Below are 25198 nucleotides of genomic sequence, written 5' to 3' on the forward strand. Positions count from 1 at the left end.
TTACCTTCTGAAAGGGAGTGGCTTATGACTCGATTCCCTAGGAGAGCCGCAACTAGACAAGCTTATGAACCACAGGACTAAGAAATGTAGCTAGACACAAAGGTTAAAACGGCTTAAAAGGGAGTTTAAACCCGCCCTTTTTCTTGCCTTTTTGCTGCATGCCTGTCATTTGTTTCATCATTTTTTTCATGTCTTCAAATTGCTTTAGTAAGCGATTGACCTCTGGAACTGTTCTTCCGCTCCCTTTCGCAATACGTTTACGTCTGCTGGCATTAATAATCTCAGGATGTTCTTTTTCCGCTGCAGTCATCGACTGGATGATCGCTTCTACGTGGGAAATTTGCTTCTCATCGATTTGTAGATTATCTAAGCCTTTGATTTTATTCGCTCCGGGCATCATTTTCAGCAATTCATCTAACGGTCCCATATTACGAACTTGACCAAGCTGTTCAAGAAAATCATCCAATGTGAAAGAAGCCGTCCGCATCTTTTTCTCAAGTTCTTTTGCTTTCTCTTCATCCACATTCGCCTGAGCTTTTTCAATTAATGTGAGGACATCGCCCATTCCGAGAATTCGCGAAGCCATTCGTTCTGGATGAAACGATTCAAGCGCATCCAGTTTTTCACCTAAGCCGACAAATTTAATTGGGGTCTGCGTAACTGCACGAATTGATAATGCCGCACCACCGCGTGTATCCCCATCAAGTTTTGTTAAAACGACCCCAGTTAATCCTAGCTGTTCGTTAAAACTTTGCGCTACATTCACAGCGTCTTGCCCGGTCATCGCATCAACAACAAGGAAGATCTCATCCGGCTTTGAAAGCTCTTTGATGTCTTTTAACTCGTCCATCAGTTTTTCATCGACATGCAGGCGCCCAGCGGTATCAATGAGAACATAGTCATTGTGTTCTTCCTTTGCCTTTTCAATCGCCTGACGGGCAATCTCTACTGGACTCACCTGATCTCCAAGTGAAAAAACCGGCATACTCAGTTGATTCCCAAGAGTTTCTAGCTGCTTGATCGCGGCTGGACGATAAATATCGGCTGCAACGAGCATCGGCTTACGATTGTATTTTTTCCGCAAAAGATTCGCTAATTTCCCTGTCGTTGTCGTCTTACCGGCCCCTTGAAGACCAACCATCATAATCACTGTTGGAGGTCGTTTCGCAACGGCAATCTTGCTCTCTTCCCCACCCATTAAATCAGTCAGTTCCTCTTTGACTACTTTAATGACTTGCTGGCCAGGAGTAAGACTCTTCATAACCTCTTGGCCGACAGAGCGCTCGCTAACTTTTTTCACAAAATCTTTTACGACTTTAAAATTAACGTCTGCCTCAAGCAATGCAAGACGAACTTCACGCATCATTTCTTTTACATCCGCTTCAGAGACCTTCCCTTTCCCGCGGATTTTACTCATTGTACTCTGCAGTCGGTCGGCTAATCCTTCAAATGCCATTTCTGCCGCCTCCTAATCTAATTTCTCGAGTTCATGCAGCAAATCAGTGAGAAGTTGTGAATTCGAGGATTCAGACAAGCATTCTTTCATCCTCAAAATCAGCTTCTTACGCTCCTGAAATTTTTGTAAGAGCAATAGCTTTTTTTCATACTCTTCAAGCATTGCTTCTGTTCTTTTGATATTATCATAGACCGCTTGGCGGCTGACTCCATACTCTTCAGCAATCTCGCCGAGAGAGTAGTCATCCAAATAATAGAGGGACATATAGCTTTGCTGCTTGGGAGTCAATAAAGCTTGATAAAAATCATATAGATAGTTCATCCGGTTTGTCTTTTCAAGCATATTTATCCCCCTGTGTTAAGTGAATCACCTTTACAATGGTTAGTTTACACAGCAAAGGGATGAATGTCAATACGAGACCTATTAACGACCATATTTAGTCATTTAATTCTTCTTTTTCTACCATATCAGCAAATAAGCCGTACACATATTTTTCCGAATCGAATTCTTGAAGGTCATCCATTTTCTCACCTAACCCGACAAATTTGACCGGAACATTCAATTCGTTGCGAATCGCTAAAACGATTCCCCCTTTTGCGGTCCCATCTAACTTTGTTAACACGATGCCGCTAACATCTGTCGCCTCTTTAAAGGTTTTTGTTTGGACTAATGCATTTTGCCCTGTTGTTGCATCAAGAACAAGCAAAACCTCGTGTGGAGCCCCTGGAATTTCCCGCTCAATCACTCGTTTTACTTTCTCGAGCTCTTTCATCAAATTCACTTTATTTTGTAAACGGCCAGCGGTATCACATAACAGGATATCAACCCCACGGGATTTCGCCGCCCGAACAGCATCATACATCACCGCAGCAGGGTCTGAACCTTCCCCTTGCTTAATTACATCGACACCGACTCTCTCGCCCCAAACCTCTAGTTGATCAATTGCACCGGCACGGAATGTATCTCCAGCAGCGAGCAATACCGTTTTTCCTTCCTGTTTAAATTTTTGGGCAAGTTTGCCGATCGTAGTCGTTTTTCCAACACCATTGACACCGACAAAAAGAATGACAGTTAATCCATCGTCTTGAATGTTTAGCCCCTTCTCTTCTTCACCAGCATTCTCGTATATTTCAACTAATTTTTCTGAAATCACCGCTTGAACATCTTTTGTATCCTGAAGGTTGCGCCGTTTCACTTCCATTTTCAGCTCATCAATTAACTTCATGACTGTTTCAAAGCCGACATCAGCGCCAATCAGAATTTCTTCAAGTTCTTCAAAAAAATCTTCATCGACTTTTCGATAGCGAGCAACAAGATCATTGACCTTGCTTGAGAAGTTATCTCTCGTCTTCGTTAAGCCTTCTTTAAATTTTTCACTCACCGTTTCCGTTTGTTGAGTGAATTTCTCTTTTAATTTTTTAAAAAAACTCATTTTTTCATTTCCCTCCGGTTTATGATTCAACAAGTGTATTCGTTTCTTCAAGCCTAACAGATACAAGTTTTGAAACACCTGATTCTGGCATCGTCACCCCATATAGAACATCGGCTTCTTCCATCGTCCCTTTTCGATGTGTAATGACGATAAACTGGGTCTCTAAACTGTACCGCTTTAAATATTGGCTGAATCGAGAAACATTTGCTTCATCCAGCGCTGCTTCCACCTCATCCAAAACACAGAACGGTACAGGGCGAACTTTAAGAATGGCAAATAACAGGGCGATCGCTGTTAACGCACGCTCTCCACCAGATAATAACCCTAAATGCTGTAGCTTTTTCCCGGGAGGTTGCGCGACGAGCTCGACCCCTGTATTCAATAAATCATCAGGCTGAGTTAATCGAATATCGGCTTTTCCTCCACCAAACAAGGTTTGAAATGTCGGGTTAAACTGCGAACGAATCGCAACGAACATTTCTTCAAATCGCTTTTTCATTTCTGAATCCATTTCATCAATTACTTGAAACAATGTGTCTTTTGCTTCTTGAAGATCTCTTTTTTGTTCGTTTAAAAATTCATATCTCTCTGAAACGCGTTCATATTCATCAATTGCGCCAAGATTCACTGTCCCAAGCTCTTCAATCGCAAGTTTAATTAATTTGACCCTTCTTCTCGCTTCTTCTACCGGGAGCGTTAATGGATACTGATCGCAAGCTGCTTCATAAGAAAGCAAATATTCCTCGCGAAGATGTGCTAGTCGTGTATCTAGCTCAACATCCAAACGATTCAATTTGATCTCTTCATCCTTTAATATTTCCGTTAATCCTTTATGCTGACGTTTTAACTCTTTTATTTCTAATTCCAAATCCTCAAGTTGACTTTGCATATGCAATCGTTCTTTACGCCGTAAGGCTATTAACTGGATTGTAGCATTTTTATCCTCAAGCTTTTTCCTCGCAGCTTGCTCAAGCTGACTTTCCCCAGAAGTATTATCGGTCATTTCTGAAGATAAAAGCGCTAAATCCTCTCTAGTTGTCTGTAAGCGTACCGTTTGTTCTTTTAAGTCAACAATCGCATCATTTAGCTTTTCTTTCGCATATTGGAGTTGTTCATTCTTCGCGGCAAGTCGCACTTTAAATTCACTGATTTCTGCGATAAGTGTTTCTTTTGAGGTGAGATTGCTATTTTTCCGTACTGTTAAATTGGCAATCTCCTTGTCTAAGCTTTCAAGCTGCAATTTTAATGTAGTGATCTCTTCTAACAGCTCCGTTTCTCTCGTTGTCAGCTTGTCCCTCTCTTCATTAAATTGAGCTTGTTCAGCATCATAGACGGACAGTCTTTCATCGATGTTTCGCTGTTCTACTTCGATTTCACGCAACTTCCCCTTTAAGGCTTGTTCTTTTAAACGGAGATTTTCTCCGTCTTTTCGATAGTTCTCCAAAGAAGAAGTGCTTTCCTGAACCTCAACTTTTAATGACTTCACACGAGCCTCTAGTTGAGCGGTTTTTGCTTCCATATCACCAAGTTTAGCTGTAAGCTCCTCGAGTTCACCTTTACGACTAAGAAGGGACGATGCGTTTTTTTTCACTGCTCCTCCTGACATCGACCCCCCAGGATTAACAACATCTCCATCTAAAGTAACGACTCTGCTACGATATTGCAGGATCCGCGCTAACTCGTTTGCTCCTTTTAGATCTTTCGTAATGATAACATTCCCTAGTAAATTTTTGATAATCTCATCGTATTTATCAGCAAACTCAATCAATTGAACAGCTGTTCCTATAAACGATGGATGGGCACTGACCATTTGTAGTTGCTGATTGTTAAGCATTCTCCCTTTGATGACGTTAAGAGGTAAAAAAGTCGCGCGCCCATACGAATGTTGTTTTAAATAACGAATTGCTGCACGCCCATCTTCTTCACTTGCAACAACAATATGTTGCATCGCAGCTCCCAAGGCCGTTTCCGTTGCTAGTTCGTATCGTTTAGGGACTTTTATTAATTCAGCAACCGCTCCTTCAATCCCATTTAACTTTGACCCACGAGCTTTTAACACTTCTTTTACCCCTTGAAAAAACCCGGAATAGTCCTCTTCCATCGCTTCAAGCATTTCTTTCTTTGATTTTGCTTGCTGCAAATATTGATAGGCTTGGTACAATGTACTTTCTTGCTTTTCATAGGTTGAGCTTAGTGATTCAAGTTGGCGCTGTGCCGCTATATAACGCTGAACCCCTGCTTCTAACTCTTGCTGAACATTTATAAGCTGCTTCTCTGTCTGGACTCTTTTCTCTTGAATCTCTTCACGGAAACGTAGGTAGCGTTCATTTTCTCCGCCTAGCTTCGTCCTTCTCGTTGTTTGTTGAGACAATTGCCTCCTAATATGCGTAAGTTCATTATTCGCTGTTGCTTGTTTGTTCAACATATCAATATAATCGCTTTTTAACAATTCAATCTTCATTTCAATATCTTCGCTATAAAGCTGAATTTGTTGCTCGCGTTCTTTTAAATCATTTCGCAAGCCTGTTGCTTCCTTCGTGAGAAGCTGAACCGTCTCTTCCTCAGCTGACTTCACCTTATTTAGATGGTCGATTCGCGATGAGATCTCGACGATATTTTTTTCTAGCTGACCTTTGTTTTGAACCGCATTTTTTTTTCGTTCTTTCAAAACTTCTTTACGTCCTTCTAATTTCTCAAGCTCTTCACTCGCATGAAGAAGAACGTTTTGAAGGCTGCTTATTGACTCGTCCATTGCGGTCAAATCATCGCGCATTTTTTCAACTTCTGCTTCTTGTTTTTGCAGCACAGTTGTCATTTGCATTTCATTATTTTTAAGATCTTCCAACTGGCCTGAAAGCTTTTCCCATCTTCCATGGAGCTCCTCAATTTCATAGGCAGTTAAAGCAACTTCAATCTTTTCAAGCTCCTCTTTCTTTTCAAGAAAATCCTTGGCCATCGATGCCTGAATTTTCAACGGCTCTACTTGACTTTCTAATTCATGAAGAATGTCAGCGACTCGATTTAAGTTTTCCTGCGTTTCAAAAAGCTTTACTTCCGCTTTTTTCTTTCTCGTTTTATATTTTAAAACCCCTGCCGCCTCTTCAAAAATCGTCCGCCTCTCTTCAGGTTTACTATTCAGAATCTCTTCCACTTTCCCTTGTGAGATAATCGAAAACGCTTCTCTACCAAGGCCCGAATCCATAAATAAGTCAACAATATCTTTAAGCCTGCAGCTCTGCTTATTGATTAAAAACTCACTTTCTCCTGAGCGGTATACGCGCCTTGTTACACTTACTTCACTATAATCAAGCGGTAAGGTTTGATCTTCATTATCTAAAGTAAGTGTCACCTCCGCAAAATTTAGTGGCTTCCTCGTATCACTTCCTGCAAAAATGATGTCCTCCATTTTTGAACCTCTGAGCGACTTAACTGATTGTTCTCCAAGTACCCAACGGATGGCATCGGTAATATTGCTTTTTCCACTCCCGTTCGGACCAACAACGGCTGTTACACCTGGTACGAATTCAACATCTATTCGTTCAGCGAAGGATTTAAAACCCATCACATCTAAACGTTTTAGAAACACTTTCAAGCTCTCCCTTTCGGTTAATCTTTATTCTGGATGTCCTTTTGCTTCGAGATCGCTTCCATATGTGCTTTTAAAGTTTCCAGCGCTTTTTGTGCTGCATGTTGCTCTGCTTCTTTTTTTGAACGGCCTTTCCCTGTACCTAACGGTTGACCACCAAGAGAAACTTGAGATTCAAATTCGCGGCTATGCGCTGGTCCACTTTCTGACAGGATTTTATATTCTAACGTTCCTGCTCCATCGCGCTGAACAAGCTCCTGTAACTGACTTTTGAAATCCATCACATGAGAAAAAGCACCGGCATCAATTTTCGGGAAGACTGTTTCTTCTAAAAATGAAAGAACAGTATCAATTCCTTTGTCAAGGTAGAGTGCCCCGATAAAAGCCTCAAATACATCGGCAAGCAGTGCCGGCCTTGACCTTCCACCTGTCATTTCCTCCCCTTTACCAAGAAGGACCACTTCACCAAAGTTCAAGTGATTAGCAAATTCTACTAGAGACGGTTCACAAACAACAGCTGCTCTTAGTTTTGTGAGCTCTCCTTCACTCATCATTGGATACTTTTTATACAGAAACTGAGAAACAGTCAGTTCAAGAACGGCATCTCCAAGGAACTCTAATCTTTCATTATCTTCATATGGTTTACGGCGGTGCTCATTCACATAAGATGAATGAGTGAATGCTTGTTTTAAAAGCTTCTCATTTATAAACTGAATTCCTATTTTTATTTGTAACTCTTTAAACTTTTGATCTTTTGCGCGAAAAAATCTTTTATCCTTTTCTCTACCGATATGGCGCATTATAATTCCACCTTGCTCAAAATTTACACACACTACTGCTAGTTTACAAAAAAAAATAAGTAAAAGGCAAAAAAACCTAAAATTTTCATTCCGAATTGTGGATGTCTTATACAGAAGAAAGCCCCGTTTTAGAAACGGAGCTTTTAGAGTCAATCTAACAGTTTACAATTTGCCATTTATGTAATTTACAGCGTCACCAACTGTGGAGATCTTCTCAGCATCATCATCAGAAATTTCCATATCAAACTCATCTTCTAATTCCATAACTAATTCAACAACATCTAGAGAATCAGCACCAAGATCATCTTTAAAAGATGCCTCAACTTTAACTTGAGCCTCATCTACTCCTAGACGGTCGACAATAATTTTTGTTACGCGCTCTAATACTTCTGCCATGCTTGTTCACCTCCCCTCAAGCAATTATAGATGATTCCATTTCATAAATAAAGAGAATCTCAAATTTCGATTTACATGAACATTCCGCCATCGACGTGAAGCGTTTGTCCCGTCATATACCGGCTGTCCTCTGAAGCTAAAAATGATACGGTTTTGGCAATCTCAACCGGCTCACCAAGGCGAGCAAGTGGAATTTGTTTTAACATTTCTGCTTTCATTTCATCTGTAAGTTTATCAGTCATATCAGTAGTAATGAAGCCTGGAGCCACAGCATTCACAGTAACTCCTCGAGAAGCAAGCTCTTTTGCCGTCGTTTTCGTCAAGCCAATTACGCCGGATTTAGCAGCTACATAATTTGCCTGACCAGCATTTCCACTTACGCCAACAATGGAAGAGATGTTGATAATTCTGCCGCTGCGCTGTTTCATCATTTGCCTTGTCACTGCTTTTGTACAAAGGAAGACGCCTTTTAAATTAATGTTGATGACATCGTCCCAATCCGATTCTTTCATGCGCATGATTAAATTATCCTTTGTAATACCCGCATTATTAACAAGTATATCCAATCTACCGAACGATTCAATCGTTTGCTTAACCATTAATTCAACTGATTCCGTGTTTGAAACATCCGCTTGAATAACGATAGCTTCTCTGCCCATCGCCTTTATTTCTTCGGCAACTTCTAAAGCTTTTGCTTCACTGCCAGCGTAGTTAACCACTATATTCGCGCCTTCTCTCGCGAGTTCAAGAGCAATCTCTTTCCCGATTCCTCGAGATGCACCTGTCACCAGTGCAATTTTCCCTTCTAACTTCATCCTACTTGCCCTCCTTTAAAGCCTCTGCCGCCGCCTGAAAGCTCACTTCATCATAGACAGCGAATGTTTGTACTTTACGATCGATTTTTTTAACAAGTCCAGCTAATACTTTCCCTGGACCAATTTCAATAAATGTATCTACACCAAGGTCAATCATTTTCGCAACGGAATCTTCCCATAATACCGGGGAATAGAGCTGTTCAATTAACTTCCCTTTTATTTCATCCGCGCCTTGCATCGGTTCTGCCGTTACATTTGCGATGACTGGGATGTTTGCGTCATTGATGTCAAGCGTATCAAGGACTTTTAAAAACTCCTCAGCGGCTGGCTTCATTAATTCCGAATGAAATGGACCGCTAACATTAAGTGGCAGTACTCGTTTAGCCCCAGCTTCTTTTGCTTTTACTGACGCTTCTTCCACTCCGTTTTTGGAACCAGAGATGACAATTTGCCCTGGACAATTTAAATTTGCTAACTGAACCGAATGTCCACTATTCGTCACTTCTTCACAAACCGCTGCCAACGGTTCTCTTGCTAAACCGAGGACAGCTGCCATTGTACCCTCTCCATTTGGCACAGCCTTTTCCATCAACTCTCCACGCTTACGAACAGCATAAACCCCATCCTTAAACGACAACGCACCTGCTGCAACAAGTGCAGAGTACTCACCGAGGCTATGACCTGCCACAAAATCAGCTTTAACCCCTAATTGTTTAAAATAATTTAAAATCGCGATACTCGTGGTCAATAAAGCCGGTTGTGCATTGACCGTTAAAGTTAATTTTTCTTGTGGTCCTTCAAAAATAGTCGAACTTAATTGTTCATTTAGCACCTCATCAGCTAGATGAAAATAGTTCATTATTTGTTCATTTGCTTCAGCGAGCTCTTTCCCCATTCCTACTTGTTGGGACCCTTGCCCAGGAAATAAAAACGCAATCTTACCCATAAACATCCCCCTTCACATCATTTTTTTATTCAATCGCTTTTTTAATCGTACCTGCAACATCTGTTGCAATCATTTCTCTTGCTTGACGAATCGAATTATAAATCGCATTCGCATCTGAGGAGCCATGTGCTTTTATTACAGGAGCTTTTAGACCAAATAAGCCTGCACCTCCATATTCCGTATAATCCATTTTATTTTTAATTTCATTCAGATCCGGTTTAAGTACAGCTGCCGCTAGCTTTGTTTTCAAACTTGACATCAATGTTTGTTTAACCATTTTAAAAACAGACATCGCTGTTCCTTCAATTGTTTTCAAAACCATGTTTCCTGTAAAACCATCGGTAACGACAACATCAGCAACACCATTTAATAAATCTCTCGCCTCAACATTGCCGATAAAATGAATATCCGCTTCTTTTAAAAGGGAATAAGTGTTTCTCGTTAATTCATTCCCCTTTGTTTCTTCGGTACCAATGTTTAATAAACCTACCCGAGGTTGTTTTATTCCTCTAGCTTTTTCACTGTAAATAGACCCCATTAACGCATACTGGAGAAGATGCTCTGGTTTTGCGTCTGCGTTTGCACCTACATCAAGCAATAGAAATCCTTCTCCACCTATTGTAGGTAACGTCGGGGCAAGGGCCGGACGTTCAATTCCATTAATTCTACCGACAACAAATAAGCCAGCTGCCATTAGCGCTCCTGTATTTCCTGCAGAAAGACAAGCATCTGCTTTCCCCTCGGTCACTTGCCTTGCTGCGACAACTAAGGAAGCATCTTTTTTTCGACGAACGGCACGTACAGGCTCATCTGTCCCTAAGATCACTTCTTCTGTATGAATAATCTCGATTTTTTCTTCATTCGTTAAATGTTGACGGATTTTATTTTCATCGCCAACAAGAATAATATGTATATCATTAAAAGTTTGAACAGCTTTCATCGCTCCAAGGACGACTTCTTTCGGAGCATTGTCTCCCCCCATTGCGTCGATTGCTAGTCTCATATGTTTCATCCCTTAGTATTATTTTGTGAGCGGTACATTTCAAATTCGCCGAAAAACACAAGTTCATTATTCACATAGCTATTCACTTCGACAAACGTTCTCCCAGTTACCTCATCAATCTTTGTTACCCTCGCTTTGGCAACGACCCGTTCTCCTTCTTTAACTGACTGAGCAAACCGAATGTTTGCTTTCCTAGTTAAAGCCAGTTCATCATTGATAACAGCAACCGCTAATGAGTTTGCTTGCGCAAATAAATGATGTCCACGAGCTATTTTATTTCGAATGAAAACATGCTCCATTTTAATATCTAAAATTGAAATTGCACTTCGATCAAGATCTATATCAATAATTTCACCAATTACTTCTTCAAGGGGCAATGACCTTACTTCATCTTCAAACCGTTTTTCAGCGACATGCTTTATTCTTTCCCTTAATTCTGGAATTGATAGCTCTAGCCGATCAAGCCTAATGGTTTGAATACTTACAGAAAATTTTTCTGCTAGTTCTTCATCCGTTACAAACGGATTTTCTTTAATCGTTTCCACCAATAGTTGCTGGCGTTCTCGTTTCGTTCGTCTCATCATCATCACATCCGAAGTATTATGACTAGGTCCTAATAGTAATATAAATAAAAGCAATGTAAAATGCAAGAAAAAATGTGGAAGCAATTGTTCCTTCCACATTCAATTTGACTACAAAGATTAGTGATTAATCGAGTTTCTCACCTGTCAAAGCACCGCTTTCTTGAAGCATTTGTCTTAACAGTCTATATTTATCTGTTTGCCAAAAGGCTGTTGCTTGGATTAAGAGAGCCGCATCATTTCTCGCTGTTTCAAGCGCACGGTAGTCATGAACCATGTCAGCCACTTTGAATTCAGGAAGACCGCTTTGCTTCTTCCCAAAAAAGTCACCTGGTCCGCGCAGTTCAAGATCTTTTTCACTCAATACAAAGCCATCATTTGTTTCAGTCATAATTCGCATTCTCTCTTTTCCAACTTCACTTTTAGGGTTGGCTAATAAAATGCAATAGCTTTGTTCACTTCCTCTTCCTACTCGGCCACGAAGCTGATGTAATTGGGAAAGACCAAACCGTTCGGCGTCATAAATTAACATGAACGTTGCATTAGGGACATTGACACCAACCTCTACAACCGTCGTTGAAACAAGGATTTGAACACGGTTTTCTGCGAAATCCTTCATAACAGCTTCTTTTTCTGTTGAACTAAGCCTTCCATGCATTAAACCGGTTTTGTACTTTTCTCCAAAGTGGGTGCTCAATATATGAAAAACATCAATCGCATTTTGCACATCCAGTTTATCCGATTCTTCAATCAGCGGACAGATTACATAGGCTTGTCTTCCAAGAACAAGTTCCTTTTCCATAAAAGCAAGAACCCTGTCCAACATCTCAGGTTTTGCCCAATAGGTTTCAATCGTCTTCCTGCCTGCAGGCATTTCATCAATAACAGACACATCCATTTCACCAAAGACAGTAATCGCTAGCGTTCTCGGAATCGGAGTGGCCGTCATAAATAAAACATCAGGGTTCTCTCCTTTTTCACGAAGAATGCGACGTTGCTCAACTCCAAAGCGATGTTGTTCATCCGTTACAACAAGTCCTAAATTCTGAAAGTGCACATCATCCTGGATTAGAGCATGAGTACCAATCAAGAGATCCACTTTTCCTTCGTGAACTTGTTCAAGTAACTCCCGTCGCTTTTTCCCTTTAACAGAGCTAGTGAGCAACTGAGCATTCACTCCCACTGGAGCAAGCAGTCCTGTAAGTGATTCCACATGCTGTTCAGCTAGAATTTCAGTAGGAACCATTAAGGCACCTTGGAAGCCGGCCGTTATTGTCGCAAAAAGAGCAATTGCTGCAACAACGGTCTTACCAGAACCAACATCCCCCTGAAGCAAACGGTTCATCCGGTACGGTGTTTTTAAATCTACAAGAATTTCCTTTACCACTCGTTTTTGTGCGTTTGTTAACGGAAAGGGAAGCTGATTGATGAAGTCTTTCAATCTAGAACGATCATAATTCTGTATGATTCCTTGTGACTGTTCACGCTCAAATTTCCTTAAAGCCTGCATTTTTAGTTGAAAAAGAAGAAACTCTTCATAGACAAATCTTCTTCTAGCCTGCTTGGCTTCTTCTGCATTTGCAGGGGAATGAATCGCTTTCAATGCATCCTGTCGACCCATTAATCTGTATCTTTCAATCAACTCAACTGGTATAAGCTCTTCGATTTCAGTTCCAAATTGAACAAAAGCATTTTGGATGAATCGGCGAATTTGTTTAACGGTTATTTTACCCTTAACCGCATAAACCGGTTCAAACTCTTTGTCTTTTCTATAAGGACCAACAGACATTTGTGTTCCTGTAATTGTTTGCCGATGCTGATCCCATTTTCCTGTGACAGTAATCAGTTCATTAAGGATAAGTTTTTGTTTTAAATATGGCTGATTAAAAAACACCACTTTTATTAAATAATTTCCAACAAGCAACCTTACCGTAAGTCGTGATTTCTTCCGTCCATGGTACATAACAGATGGTTCCCCTTGTACCACCCCTTCTACTGTCACTCTCTCTTCATGCTTCACATCTGCTAAGTCACGAAGTTGATAATCTTCATAACGATACGGAAAGTACTCAAATAAGTCTCTTATCGTCTGAATCTTCATTTCTGCTAGAGATTCTGCCATCTCCGCACCGATCCCTTTTACAGCCGTTATCGATTGGTTTATCGTTGCATTCACGATTCTTTCGCGGCAAACCTAAAATTTAAATTCCACCATTCCGTTGTCGGTCGGTTACCGCATGCCCCCCTTCTCCGTTTTTTCTTACAAATCATTTCTTTCCATAGAAATGCTCCCACTGATTGACAAGCAGACATAGGTACTTATTTATACTCCAAATAGCAATAAAAGAAGGGGCGCTCCCCTTCCTTTATTGACACTACTTATTCAATCGCAAATATGAATGGATAAAGTGGTTGACCACCTGCATGAATTTCGATTTCAATATCCTCATAGTTTTCCGCTAGAAATTTTGTAAGGGCATCGACATCTTGTTGAATCACTTCTTCACCTACAAGAATCGTCAATATTTCCGCATCATCATCAAGCATGCTCTCAAGCAAAGCCTGCGCTGCTTGCACTTGGTTTTTATCCTTTACGACAATTTTCCCTTCAGCTATGCCCATGAAGTCTCCTTTTTCAATTTCGAGTCCATCAATATTCGTGTCACGGACTGCGTAAGTTAATTGACCAGTTCTTACATGGTTCAACGCCTCTGTCATTCCAGCTTTATTCTCAGTTAATTCAGCATTAGGATTAAATGCTAATAAAGCAGACATTCCTTGTGGGACAGTCTTTGAAGGGACAACAATCACTTCTTCCTCTGCTAATTCTGCAGCTTGTTCAGCAGCCATAATAATGTTTTTATTATTCGGAAGAAGAATTACCTTATGAGCATTCGCTTCTTTCACTGCCTTGACAAGATCCTCAGTACTCGGATTCATTGTTTGTCCACCTTCAATAACCACATTCGCACCGATACTCTTGAACAGGCTACCAATTCCTGAACCCATAGAAACAGTTACGATTCCATAGTCCTTCTTTTCTTTAGCAACTGGTTCAGTGACTGGTTTTGCTATTCTAGAACTTTCACCAACGATGTCTGAATGTTGTTGACGCATGTTGTCAATTTTCATCGATACGAGGCTTCCGTACGTTTGCCCATAGGTCAATACCTCACCAGGGCGTTCTGTATGAACATGAATTTTTGCCACTTGCTCATCAGATATTACTAGTAAGGAATCACCATATCGGCTTAAATCATTACGAAATTGATCTTCTGAGAAAGGCCTTTTCCCTTCGAATTTGACCATAAACTCCGTGCAATAGCCAAATTCAATGTCTTCTGTATTAATATGCCCTTGTACACTTTTATGGTGCTCTGCATTCACTAAATCTTCCATTGAATCTACAACAGACCGAGCAGCTGGCAATTCTTCCCCTTTTAATACAGCAAGGAAACCTTCATAAATGATGACAAGTCCCTGTCCCCCGCTGTCAACGACACCGACTTCTTTAAGGACAGGGAGTAAATCAGGCGTTCTAATTAAAGAGGCATTTGCTTCTTTAACTACTTCATCCATTAAAATCACAAGGTCACTTTCAGTATTTGCAAGTTGAACTGCTTTTCTGGCTGAATCTTTTGCAACGGTTAAAATTGTTCCTTCCACCGGTTTCATGACAGCTTTATATGCCGTTGCGACTCCTGCTTCAAGTGCTTGAGCAAACTCCTTGGTTGTTACCACTTGTTGCTGCTCAATTGCTTTGGAAAATCCTCTGAACAACTGAGAAAGAATAACCCCTGAGTTTCCTCTAGCGCCCATGAGGAGACCTCGAGATAAAGCGGTACCAACCTTTCCAATATGATCTTGGATATTATTTTTAACTTCCTTAGCACCAGATGTTATCGATAAATTCATATTTGTACCGGTGTCACCATCAGGAACAGGGAATACGTTCAAAGCATCAACCATTTTTGCATTTGCAGAAAGATGATTCGCACCTTGGATAATCATTTCTGCGAAACGTTTTCCGTCGAGAACTGTAATTGACAAAGCCTTTCCTCCTCACTACGGGTTCGTCACACGAACACCTTGAACGTAAATATTTACTGAATCAACCGCCAGCCCAACCGTTTGGTCAAGCGTATACTTCACTTTGGATTGTACCATATGGGCTACTTCAGAAATTTTCGTTCCATAACTAACAATAATATACATATCAATATGTACCTCTTCATCATCTTGGCGAACGACAACTCCGCGTGAGAAATTTTCTCTGCGCAGCATTTCAGCAATCCCATCTTTTAATTGTTGCTTTGAGGCCATTCCGATAATTCCATAGCAATCGACAGCTGCCCCACCTGCAATTTGTGCAATCACATCATTTGATATATCGATTTGTCCGAACTTTGTTTGTAACTCAATGGACATGGTCGTTCCCCCTTTTACAAATAGCTAGACTAAGGTCATTTTACTATAAGCATTTTAATTTTAAAAGTCATTATGTTCCATCTTATTATAAGTCAGGAAACAGTACCCTATGTCAAGGTTTTTTTCTTTATATCGTTCATCAATAGTATTGCATTCACTTTCGTTCTGTGATAAATTATTAAAGTATGTTAACTGTCAGAATCACGGTATATACAACAGACTTAATTGTTCTGACGAAAAAATGCACTTATGCATCGAAATAGTTTTAGCTTTTGTAAGTTAGGAGGGAAATACACATGCCACGTAAATGTGCAATCACTGGTAAAGGTACTCGTACAGGTAATGCACGCTCCCATGCGATGAACGCTAATAAACGCACTTGGGGTGCTAACCTTCAAAAAGTTCGTATTCTTGTAGACGGAAAACCAAAACGTGTTTGGGTTTCTGCAAGAGCTCTTAAATCAGGTAAAGTTGAGCGCGTATAAGCTCAATCTTGATACGTAAGAAAGCATCCATTCGTTGGGTGCTTTCTTTCTTTCTCTCCCCACAAATAAAAGCACCCGTTTATTCGGGTGCTAAAATAACGATTATGCTTTTTTATCAACCCTTTTTAAACGCACCTAACATCGCCCGGACAAGCCCGCCCAACAATTTAGGCAGTTTGATTGTATAAAACTTCATAATGTATTGTCCCTCCTCACTGTCCTCAAAAACAACCGAAAGTAAATTTCACTTTTCCATTATATTCAGTAATAAGAAATAATTGCTATTACAGAAGACATTTCAATCACTGCTTCTTACTACTAATACTATGCCTTCTGTAAATGAAAAAGTACCAGCATCACTTACTAATTCATTACTTATACATAATGTAGATCCAAAGGAAATATGACAATTGTTAAGTGGATATTTGAATCCTGAGAGTGTCAACCCTTTAACGACAGGGGTCATCGGGACAAAAGAAATATATTTTCGGGTCAGGCTCCTTGCAATCGAATAGCGTCCCGGACCTTTAATAAAAATTTGATTATTACAATCGATGATTTCGATTTGAGTGGATATATGTTGCAATTCCGGCTTCAATAATAATTGAATATTGCCAAAAAAGTGATCCAACCGCCCTCCAGTAGCTCCGAAAAGGTTGATTTTCTTTGGTTTTTTTTTAAGCGCCCAGTTTATAGCTAATTCCATATCGGTTTCATCCTTCTCTGGTTGAAACCTTTTAAGATCGGTTACTAAGTTCTCAATTTGCTGCCACTCTTGTTCAGTAATTGAATCAAAATCACCAACAGCATAATCCGGAATAATACCAGCAGTTACTAACGGCATTACCCCCTTATCTACTCCAATCCAGAGACATCTATCGCTATCATAGTTGTTTAAATCAGGCAGCAGACTCACAGGTCCACCACCAACAATATTAATCACCATCAAACCACCTCTTCCTTCAAAAAAAGAGAGACTGAGCAAAAGTTCATCCACTTTTTGATCAGTCTCTTTCTTTTAGCTTTTTAATGTAGCAATCGCTATCCCTCTGTCTTCTGCATTATAAATTGCAGACCCGGCAACAAGTACATTTGCTCCAGCTTCGACACAAAGTTTTGCTGTGTCTGCATTTACGCCCCCATCAACTTCAATTTCTAAATTAGGGTTCCGAACGTTAGCAACTTCTTTCACCTGTTTAATTTTCGTAAGTACAGAATGGATAAATTTTTGCCCGCCAAAACCTGGATTTACCGTCATTAATAATACCATATCTACATCTTCAATGATCGGTAAAATTGATTCAACTGGGGTTGCTGGATTGATCACAACTCCCGCCTTTACTCTCAGCTCCTTAATACGATGAATTGTCCGGTGCAAATGGCGGCAAGCCTCGACGTGAACAGTTATATAATCCGCTCCAGCTTTAGCAAATGCTTCAATATATTGATCCGGATTTTCAATCATTAAATGAACATCTAGTGGAAGTGTAGTTATCGGACGGATCGCCTCGACAATTAAAGGACCTATTGTAATGTTAGGGACAAAATGCCCATCCATCACATCAACATGAATATAATCCGCTCCGCCTTTTTCAACATCTTTAATTTCATCAGCTAAATTTGCGAAGTCTGCTGATAAAATAGAAGGTGCAATTTTCACCATCTCTCTAATACCTCGGCTTTCTATCTTTTATTTCTTGTAAAAAATTTTTGTAATGTTCATAACGATAGTGAGGAATTTCTCCTTGATCCACCGCCATTTTAACAGCACATTTTGGTTCAGACAAATGCAAACATGCTCGGAATTTGCAATTCTCACTATGGGTGGAGATTTCTGGAAGGCAAAAATTCAACTCTTCTGGTTCAATTTCAGTGAATTCTAAAGAACTGAATCCTGGAGTATCTGCTACAAGTCCATTTTTTCCAATTTTAATTAATTCAACATGTCGAGTTGTATGGCGCCCACGACCAAGGTGATGGGAAATCCCGCTCGTTTTCAATTCTAACTCTGGTCGAATGGCATTTAACAACGAAGATTTCCCCACGCCTGACTGTCCAGCAAAAACGGAAATTTTCCCGTCTAAATAGGGTTCTAATTCGACCATACCAAATAATGTTTTTGCAGAAGTTAAAATAACATCATAACCGACTTTTCGATAATCAGTCGCATATTGCTCAAACTGATATCTCCTATTGTCTTCCAGAAGATCCATTTTTGTAATACAAATTAACGGTTGAATCTGATTGTACTCAACGAGGACAAGAAAGCGATCGAGTAACGCGGTACTAAACTCTGGTTCAACGGCAGAAAATACGAGAATCGCTTGGTCAACATTAGCGATTGGCGGACGAATTAGTTCATTTTTCCGATCCTTTACCTCCATAATATATCCGTCTGTTACATTTTCGGCCTGAAAGACTACCTCATCTCCGACAAGTGGCGTCACTTTATTTTTCCGAAAAACACCGCGCCCTCTACATTGGACAACTCCTTCTTCCCCGAGAACATAATAAAAACCGCTTAAAGCCTTGATAATCTTGCCCTCCGGCATAGCATCACTCCTTACATTTTTCATCAAAAGATTTGGTCTACTCCTCCACAACATCCATTACTCTTCCTAATCCTCAGGATAATAAACTTCATCTTCAAAAAATACTTGATCGTTTGTTATAATTCGATACACTGCTTTTCCTCCAGGTGCAATTCGAAACGTTAATCTCTCATTTTTAGTTTCCGTAATTTCATATTCAATTGCCGGTGTGTTAATGTTGTTATCCATGTCCTCAATAAATATTTGAACAAGCTGCGGCTCTCCATCTAAGTTTTCGTCATACAGTATCGCTATTTCTTCCGTAACCTCTTTCGGTAAGAGCGGCACTTCTTCTTTCCCTTTCGAAATGATTACATTAACTTGACTCCCTTTTTTCAGTTGTGTTCCTTCCGCAGGGTTTTGTGAAAAAACCAATCCTTCAGCAACTGTATCATGAAATTGTTCAGTTATCTGGATACGTATGCCAGTCATGTTTTCATAGTCTTTTAAACTTTTTGCGGTGTATCCCTTTAAGTCTGTAAGAGAGATTAATTCAGGACCTTTGCTGACCTTAAATTCGAGCACCGTCTCACTTGGGATAATCAACTCACCCCCGCTAGGAATTTGATTAAGAATGGTCCCTGGTTCACTTTCATCATGTTCTTCCACTTTAATAATATCTTTAAAATCATGCTTTTCCAACAAGCGCAAGACATCATCATATAGTCGGTTGCGATAATCTGATAGTTCAAAACGTTTTTTTCCAGCGCTGATGAATAGGTCAATCTCCGTGCCTTCTTTAACGATTCTTCCAGCTCTTGGGTTCGTTCTTACTAACAACCCTTCATCGATTTGGTCATCATTTACTTCCTTTTGGTCACCAATTACGAATCCAGCGGTCAATAATTCGGTAACCGCCTGATCAACGGTCATTCCTTCTACGTCCGGAACAGGAATATCATCAGGTCCAAATAAGTCTGGTGCAATAAATACTAGAAAGATACCAGCCAATAATAGCAAGACAAATACAGATGTCAATACAAACGGCCATTTTTTACGTTTCTTTTTCTTAGGTAGCTTATTTATTTTCGCTTTTTCTATTTGATCATTCCTGTTTGTTTCTTTTTCTTGCTGACTATGGACTATCGTTTCGTCTAAACGATCCTGATCAAATGAACCATCATCTGAAATAATCGGAATCGCTTTCGTTGCTTCGTAATCAATTGGAATCGTAAATTTTTCTTCGTTAAGGCGGCTAGGGTCAAGCGCAGTCCGTAAGTCATCTTCCATTTCATAAACATCATCATATCGATGAAATGGGTCCTTTGCTGTTGCTGTCAAAACGATATTTTCAACACTTTGCGGGATATTTGGATTCCAGCGCCTTATTGAAGGTGTCTCTGACTGCAAATGTTTTAAAGCAATCGAAACAGCTGACTCCCCAGAAAAAGGCAATCTTCCTGTCAATAGTTCAAACATGACAATTCCAAGTGAATAAATATCCGATTTATGATTAGCCATACCGCCTCGTGCTTGTTCTGGAGATAAATAGTGAACCGAGCCAAGCACAGAGTTTGTTTGTGTAATACTTGTTGCACTTAAAGCCATAGCAATTCCAAAATCGGTGATTTTCACATTTCCTTCATCATCAATAAGAATATTATGAGGTTTAATATCTCTATGAATGATTTGATTTTGATGGGCATGGGCAATTGCTGATGTTAGTTGCTTCATAATGTCCAACGCTTTTTCCACTGGAATCGGTGCACTTTGCTGTATGTATTGCTTTAACGTTTGACCAGCAACATACTCCATCACAATATAGTATAAACCATCTTCTTCTCCGACATCATAAATACTAACAATATTCTCATTTGTAAGACTCGTGGCTGATTGAGCTTCGCGATGGAATCGTCTGATAAACTCTTCATCATTAGCAAAATCAAGCCTTAGCATTTTAACCGCTACATCTCTGTCAAGAATCATGTCGTGAGCAAGATAGACATTCGCCATTCCCCCGCCACCAATCATGTCGAGAATCTTGTAGCGACCACTAATTCTTTTCCCAATCATCATTGTATCACCTGCTCTCTAGGACGTCGGGATATTCAATGATTGCAAGGGTAATATTATCCTCACCGCCATAGTCATTAGCAAGCCTGATTAAATTCGATGCTTTTTCACTCAAACTTCCTTCCTCAGTTAGAATTTTCGCCATCTCATCCTCATTTACTTTGTTTGACAATCCATCTGAACAAAGCATTAAATAATCTCCGGATTCTATGATGATTGTTTTCTTATCTAAAGATATCGTTTCCTCTGTTCCGAGTGCTCGTAAAAGCACATTTTTTCGCGGGTGATTTTCAGCATCTTCTTTCGAAATTTGCCCTGAGCGCAGCAACTCATTTACGAGGGAATGATCTTCTGTTAACTGCTGAATGCCTGTCTCATTAAGAATATAGCCCCTACTGTCACCAATATTAGCGAAGGTTGCAAAAGATTCTGTACAGATGGCAGCTACTAACGTCGTTCCCATCCCTTTACAATCGGCATTTTGCTGAGAGTGTTGAAACACTAGTTTATTGACGTCAATAATTTTATTTTTAAGCCAATCCTCAGCTTGCTCAGCTGTCTCAAGTTTATCAACTTTCTTCCATTCATCCTTTAAAAAAAGCACAGTCATTTCACTCGCCACATCTCCAGCTCGATGGCCACCCATGCCATCAGCAACGATGGCAAGGTATTGGCCAACCTGGTTCATGAAAATACCGCCACTATCTTCATTATGAGAACGAACTTTTCCCCTATCCGTTAAGAAAATAGTATTCATCATCTCACCTCGTTTCTTCCTGCCGTTCCTTTGCTCGAAGTTGACCGCATGCTGCATCAATATCATGACCTTGTTCACGACGAATCGTCACATTAACCCCACGATCTTTGAGCGCTTTTTCAAATTTAAAAATTTGTGCCTTTGGCGTACGGACATAATCACGTTCAGGAACATAATTAACTGGAATTAAATTGATGTGACATTTTATTCCTTTCACAAGCTTTGCAAGCTCTTCGGCATGCTCAACTTGATCATTTACGCCACCAAATAAACCATATTCAAAAGAGATTCTTCGACCAGTCTTTTCGATATAATAACGAACAGCTTTCATTAAGTCTGGGAGTTTATATGCACGATTAATCGGCATAAGTTTACTTCTTAACTCAGAAGTAGGTGCATGGAGTGAAATCGCAAAATTGATTTGCATATTTTCATCGGCAAATTCGTAAATTTTCGGGATGATTCCACTTGTTGAGACTGTAATATGCCTTGCACCGATATTTAAGCCTTTTTCATGATTCATTATTTTTAAAAACGATAACATATGATCATAATTATCGAAAGGTTCACCAATTCCCATTATGACAATTGAGCTGACCCGTTCGTCCGTTTCATCGAGTGCTTGTTGCACCTTTACGACTTGAGCAACAATTTCTCCTGCTTCTAGATTTCGTTTTAACCCTCCAAGTGTTGATGCACAGAATGTACAGCCAATTCGACAGCCGACCTGTGTTGTTACACAAACGGAGTTTCCATATTCATGCCTCATAAGCACCGTTTCGATGGACTTTCCATCTTGTAGTTCAAATAAAAATTTAATCGTTCCGTCAGATGAAGTTTGTTGAATAATCGTTTTCAAAGTCGTTAAGAAAAAACTAGATTCGAGTTTTTCCCGAAGCTGATTTGATAAGTTAGTCATATCAGCAAATGACGTTACTCTTTTTTTATACAGCCAATCATAGATTTGTTCCGCCCGAAAGGCTTTGTCTCCTTGAGAGACTAACCAGTCCTTCAACTCTTCCACTTGTAACGAATAGATGGAAGGCTTCTCGTATTCATTTGATGTTGTATTTTTGCTCATTTCTGGCTGTTCCACTTTATTCCACCTTCCTTTTAATACACGCAATATAGAAACCATCGGACCCAAAATCCTGTGGTAGGATTTGAAGTTCAAAATCATCAATTAAAGGTTGGATTGCCTCTGGCATTCTTTCAGAAAACGAGGAGTCTCCAAAAAATTCGCTATGCTTTTTCAAAAATACCCTTACCGTTTCTTGATTTTCAGAACGATCAACTGTGCAAGTGCTATAGACAATCATACCGCCTTTTCTTACTAATGGAGCAACAGCTTCAAGCAAGGATTGCTGAATTTCTTGAAGCCTAACTAAATCTTCTTCTACTTTCGTATATTTCATGTCTGGCTTTCTCCGCATCACACCAAGCCCTGAACAAGGTGCATCGAGAAGGATTCGATCAAACGATTCCTTTTCAAAATGTTCTTGGACGTTGCGGCTATCTAGTTGTTTCACTTCAATATTTTCTAATCCAAGCCTTTCTGCATTTTGGACAATCAATTTCACTTTATGTTCATGTAAATCTAGTGAGATTACTTTCCCAGTATTATCAAGCCTTTCCGCAATATGAGTGGATTTCCCCCCAGGCGCAGCACAAGCATCAAGGATTTGCTCGTCTCCCCGCACCCCAAGCGCATGAGCAGCAAGCATCGAACTTTCGTCCTGTATTGTTAACAATCCGTGTTTAAATGCGGTCGATGTAGCGAGATTGCCCCGCAAACATTTAATTGCCTCAGGCAGTATAGAACTTTGTTCCACAGAAAATCCTTCTTCTTCTAAAAAGCTAACACATTCCTTAACAGTCGTTTTTGTTGTATTTACTCGAGCGGTCTGTAAAGGAGCGGTCAAATTCATTTCACACATTGCCTTTGTTTTTTCAAATCCAAACTGATTCACCCATCTTTTTACGAGCCACTCTGGATGACTCGTTTCAATCGACAGTCTTTTTATCTCATCTCTTATATTCGATAATTCTGGCAGACCTTCTCTTTGAATTCTCCGTAAAACACCATTGACGACACTTGCAATTCCTTTATGACCTCGACGTTTTGCAATTTCAACTGCCTCATAAATCGCTGCTCGGTCTGGAATCCGGTCCAAATAAACCATCTGATATAAAGTTAAACGCATTAACTGTAAAACCCAGTTTTCTAGCTTGCGGTTGTTTTTTATAAATGGGGTCAAGTAGAAATCAAGCGTCCATTTACGTTGCAGTGTTCCATAAACTAATTCAGTTAATAAGCCAATATCTTTTTGAGGGAGGCTATTTTTTTCAATCGAACGATTAAGTAAGAGATTGCTATATGCCTGATTTTTTTCAATGTTTTCGAGCAGTTCAAGTGCTGTCTCTCTGACATTTTTGCGGTTAGCCTTCATGACTCTCTCCTATCTTCATACCTGCTTTCATATAGGAACCAGCACCTCGAAGAAACTGCCCAGCTTCCATCCTTTTCTTCCCAGCTGGCTGTAATACCGTTATTTTAATTGCTGTCTGATTGCCGCTAGCGACAATAAGCCCATCATCTTCAACCGATAGAATCATCCCTGGTTCTGATTCATGAAGACCAGTTATTTTTTCTGATGACCAGATTTTTAAAACAGAGCCTTCAACAGTCGTATAAGCACCTGGCCAAGGATTCATGCCACGAATATGATTATAAACTTCTTCACCCGGCTTAGACCAGTCAATTTTTTCTTGCTCTCGTTTTATATTCCAAGCAAAAGTTGCTTCATCTTCATTCTGTTTTACTGGAGTAATTTTCCCTTTCAATAACTCTGGAATCGTTTCAGATAAAAGTTTTGCCCCAGCAGCACTAAGTTTGTCATGCAAGGTCCCAACATTATCTTTCTCATCAATCGCAACTTCTATTTGTGTTAAGATATCACCGGCATCTAATTTTTCTGCCATATACATGATCGTAATTCCCGTTCTTTCCTTCCCATTAATAATCGCATAATGAATTGGAGCACCTCCACGCAATTCAGGTAAGAGGGAGGCATGAACATTTATACAGCGATATTTCGGCGCTTCTAATAATGCTTTCGGTAAAATTTGTCCGAATGCTGCGGTAACGATTAAGTCGGGGTTTAAAGCTAATATTGGTTTCAATTCCTCTTCATTGCGAATTTTCTCTGGTTGGTATACAGGGATTCCATGCTTTAACGCTTCCACCTTCACAGGTGGAGGAGTTAAGATTTTTTTCCTTCCTACCGGGCGGTCTGGTTGCGTGACGACCGCAACCACTTCATAGCCATCTTTCAATAATTGTTGCAATACTGGAACTGAAAAATCAGGAGTTCCCATAAATATGATTTTTGTCATCCTTTGTTCAACTCCTCTAAATCTTTTTCATCCACGTATCGACTAACCTTTGAAGTGAAAAGGATGCCATGAAGATGATCGATTTCGTGTTGAATCGCACGTGCAAAGAAATCTTCGGCCTCAAGTTCATACGTTTTTCCCTTTCGATTTTGCGCTCGTACCTTTATCTTAAAAGCTCTAGTTACTTCACCAAAGAGCCCTGGAAAACTTAAACATCCCTCTAGTCCAGTTTGGCTCCCTGTCGCCTCAACAATTTCGGGATTAATAAGTTCAACAGGTCCATAGCCATCATCTATGTCAACAATTGCAATTTGTTTCTTTAAACCAATTTGAGGGGCTGCGAGACCAACACCGTCAAATTCAATCATCGTTTCATACATATCTCCTAATAACTTGCCAAGTTTCTTATCAAATTGGAAAACAGGCTCACATTCCTGTTCCAAAATCTCTGCTGGGTGTGTGACAATTTTTCTTACTGCCAATTTTGTTCCTCCATATATCAATTACTTTTTA

Annotated in this window: 24 protein-coding genes; 1 reads left to right on the top strand and 23 read right to left on the bottom strand. The window is 40.0% G+C overall.

Annotation, left to right across the window (positions count from 1 at the left end):
* Window positions 1–103: 103 nt before the first annotated feature.
* The 13 genes from ffh to GNT69_RS17105 form a co-directional block, all read right to left on the bottom strand.
* Complete coding sequence (gene ffh, locus GNT69_RS17045) at window positions 104–1456, bottom strand: signal recognition particle protein (protein WP_203556182.1); 1353 nt, start codon at window positions 1454–1456, stop codon at window positions 104–106.
* A 12-nt stretch (window positions 1457–1468) separates the two neighbouring features.
* Window positions 1469–1798 (bottom strand): putative DNA-binding protein, encoded by a 330-nt coding sequence (locus GNT69_RS17050; protein WP_203556183.1) that lies wholly within the window; start codon window positions 1796–1798, stop codon window positions 1469–1471.
* 94 nt (window positions 1799–1892) lie between these two features.
* Window positions 1893–2888 (bottom strand): signal recognition particle-docking protein FtsY, encoded by a 996-nt coding sequence (ftsY, locus tag GNT69_RS17055; RefSeq protein WP_203556184.1) that lies wholly within the window; start codon window positions 2886–2888, stop codon window positions 1893–1895.
* 19 nt (window positions 2889–2907) lie between these two features.
* Window positions 2908–6474, bottom strand: a complete 3567-nt coding sequence (gene smc, locus GNT69_RS17060) for a chromosome segregation protein SMC (protein WP_203556185.1) — start codon at window positions 6472–6474, stop codon at window positions 2908–2910.
* Between the two features lie 20 nt (window positions 6475–6494).
* Window positions 6495–7274, bottom strand: coding sequence for a ribonuclease III (gene rnc / locus GNT69_RS17065; RefSeq protein ID WP_203556186.1), 780 nt, complete (start codon window positions 7272–7274; stop codon window positions 6495–6497).
* Between the two features lie 162 nt (window positions 7275–7436).
* Window positions 7437–7670 (bottom strand): acyl carrier protein, encoded by a 234-nt coding sequence (gene acpP, locus GNT69_RS17070; RefSeq protein ID WP_203556187.1) that lies wholly within the window; start codon window positions 7668–7670, stop codon window positions 7437–7439.
* Between the two features lie 71 nt (window positions 7671–7741).
* Window positions 7742–8485, bottom strand: coding sequence for a 3-oxoacyl-[acyl-carrier-protein] reductase (fabG, locus tag GNT69_RS17075; RefSeq protein ID WP_203556188.1), 744 nt, complete (start codon window positions 8483–8485; stop codon window positions 7742–7744).
* A 1-nt stretch (window position 8486) separates the two neighbouring features.
* Entirely contained in the window at window positions 8487–9431 is a 945-nt protein-coding gene (fabD, locus tag GNT69_RS17080) for an ACP S-malonyltransferase (protein WP_203556189.1), read from the bottom strand.
* A gap of 25 nt (window positions 9432–9456) precedes the next feature.
* Window positions 9457–10434 (bottom strand): phosphate acyltransferase PlsX, encoded by a 978-nt coding sequence (gene plsX / locus GNT69_RS17085; protein WP_203556190.1) that lies wholly within the window; start codon window positions 10432–10434, stop codon window positions 9457–9459.
* Between the two features lie 5 nt (window positions 10435–10439).
* On the bottom strand, window positions 10440–11015 hold the full coding sequence (fapR, locus tag GNT69_RS17090) for a transcription factor FapR (RefSeq protein WP_203556298.1): 576 nt from the start codon (window positions 11013–11015) through the stop codon (window positions 10440–10442).
* 127 nt (window positions 11016–11142) lie between these two features.
* Window positions 11143–13191: an ATP-dependent DNA helicase RecG gene (recG, locus tag GNT69_RS17095; RefSeq protein WP_203556191.1), complete on the bottom strand. Its 2049-nt coding sequence runs from the start codon at window positions 13189–13191 to the stop codon at window positions 11143–11145.
* 203 nt (window positions 13192–13394) lie between these two features.
* Window positions 13395–15065: a DAK2 domain-containing protein gene (locus GNT69_RS17100; protein ID WP_203556192.1), complete on the bottom strand. Its 1671-nt coding sequence runs from the start codon at window positions 15063–15065 to the stop codon at window positions 13395–13397.
* A 15-nt stretch (window positions 15066–15080) separates the two neighbouring features.
* Window positions 15081–15443, bottom strand: a complete 363-nt coding sequence (locus GNT69_RS17105) for an Asp23/Gls24 family envelope stress response protein (RefSeq protein ID WP_203556193.1) — start codon at window positions 15441–15443, stop codon at window positions 15081–15083.
* A gap of 296 nt (window positions 15444–15739) precedes the next feature.
* On the opposite strand from GNT69_RS17105, the gene rpmB reads away from it, so the two are divergent.
* Complete coding sequence (rpmB, locus tag GNT69_RS17110; RefSeq protein ID WP_203556194.1) at window positions 15740–15928, top strand: 50S ribosomal protein L28; 189 nt, start codon at window positions 15740–15742, stop codon at window positions 15926–15928.
* A gap of 115 nt (window positions 15929–16043) precedes the next feature.
* Here rpmB and spoVM read toward each other — a convergent pair whose 3' ends face one another.
* The 10 genes from spoVM to def all read right to left on the bottom strand — a co-directional run bounded on the left by spoVM (window position 16044) and on the right by def (window position 25167).
* Window positions 16044–16124, bottom strand: coding sequence for a stage V sporulation protein SpoVM (gene spoVM, locus GNT69_RS17115; RefSeq protein WP_203556299.1), 81 nt, complete (start codon window positions 16122–16124; stop codon window positions 16044–16046).
* A 102-nt stretch (window positions 16125–16226) separates the two neighbouring features.
* A complete protein-coding gene (locus GNT69_RS17120) occupies window positions 16227–16877 on the bottom strand; it encodes a thiamine diphosphokinase (protein ID WP_203556300.1) in 651 nt (216 codons plus the stop codon).
* A 69-nt stretch (window positions 16878–16946) separates the two neighbouring features.
* Window positions 16947–17591 (bottom strand): ribulose-phosphate 3-epimerase, encoded by a 645-nt coding sequence (gene rpe / locus GNT69_RS17125; protein ID WP_203556195.1) that lies wholly within the window; start codon window positions 17589–17591, stop codon window positions 16947–16949.
* A 4-nt stretch (window positions 17592–17595) separates the two neighbouring features.
* Window positions 17596–18480, bottom strand: a complete 885-nt coding sequence (gene rsgA, locus GNT69_RS17130) for a ribosome small subunit-dependent GTPase A (protein WP_203556196.1) — start codon at window positions 18478–18480, stop codon at window positions 17596–17598.
* A 66-nt stretch (window positions 18481–18546) separates the two neighbouring features.
* Window positions 18547–20535, bottom strand: coding sequence for a Stk1 family PASTA domain-containing Ser/Thr kinase (gene pknB / locus GNT69_RS17135; protein WP_203556197.1), 1989 nt, complete (start codon window positions 20533–20535; stop codon window positions 18547–18549).
* Window positions 20536–20539: 4 nt separating this feature from the next.
* On the bottom strand, window positions 20540–21289 hold the full coding sequence (locus tag GNT69_RS17140; protein WP_203556302.1) for a Stp1/IreP family PP2C-type Ser/Thr phosphatase: 750 nt from the start codon (window positions 21287–21289) through the stop codon (window positions 20540–20542).
* Between the two features lie 4 nt (window positions 21290–21293).
* Window positions 21294–22370 (bottom strand): dual-specificity RNA methyltransferase RlmN, encoded by a 1077-nt coding sequence (rlmN, locus tag GNT69_RS17145; protein WP_203556301.1) that lies wholly within the window; start codon window positions 22368–22370, stop codon window positions 21294–21296.
* A 16-nt stretch (window positions 22371–22386) separates the two neighbouring features.
* On the bottom strand, window positions 22387–23739 hold the full coding sequence (gene rsmB, locus GNT69_RS17150) for a 16S rRNA (cytosine(967)-C(5))-methyltransferase RsmB (RefSeq protein ID WP_203556198.1): 1353 nt from the start codon (window positions 23737–23739) through the stop codon (window positions 22387–22389).
* Window positions 23729–24685 carry a methionyl-tRNA formyltransferase gene (fmt, locus tag GNT69_RS17155; RefSeq protein ID WP_203556199.1) on the bottom strand — a complete coding sequence of 319 codons (957 nt, stop codon included), beginning with the start codon at window positions 24683–24685 and terminating at the stop codon, window positions 23729–23731. The genes rsmB and fmt overlap by 11 nt, the downstream gene beginning before the upstream one ends.
* Entirely contained in the window at window positions 24682–25167 is a 486-nt protein-coding gene (gene def / locus GNT69_RS17160; RefSeq protein WP_203556200.1) for a peptide deformylase, read from the bottom strand. Before def ends, fmt begins: the two co-directional genes overlap by 4 nt.
* Between the last annotated feature and the right edge of the window lie 31 nt (window positions 25168–25198).

The organism is Bacillus sp. B15-48 (assembly GCF_016879755.1).
Lineage (GTDB): Bacteria > Bacillota > Bacilli > Bacillales > Cytobacillaceae > Mesobacillus_B.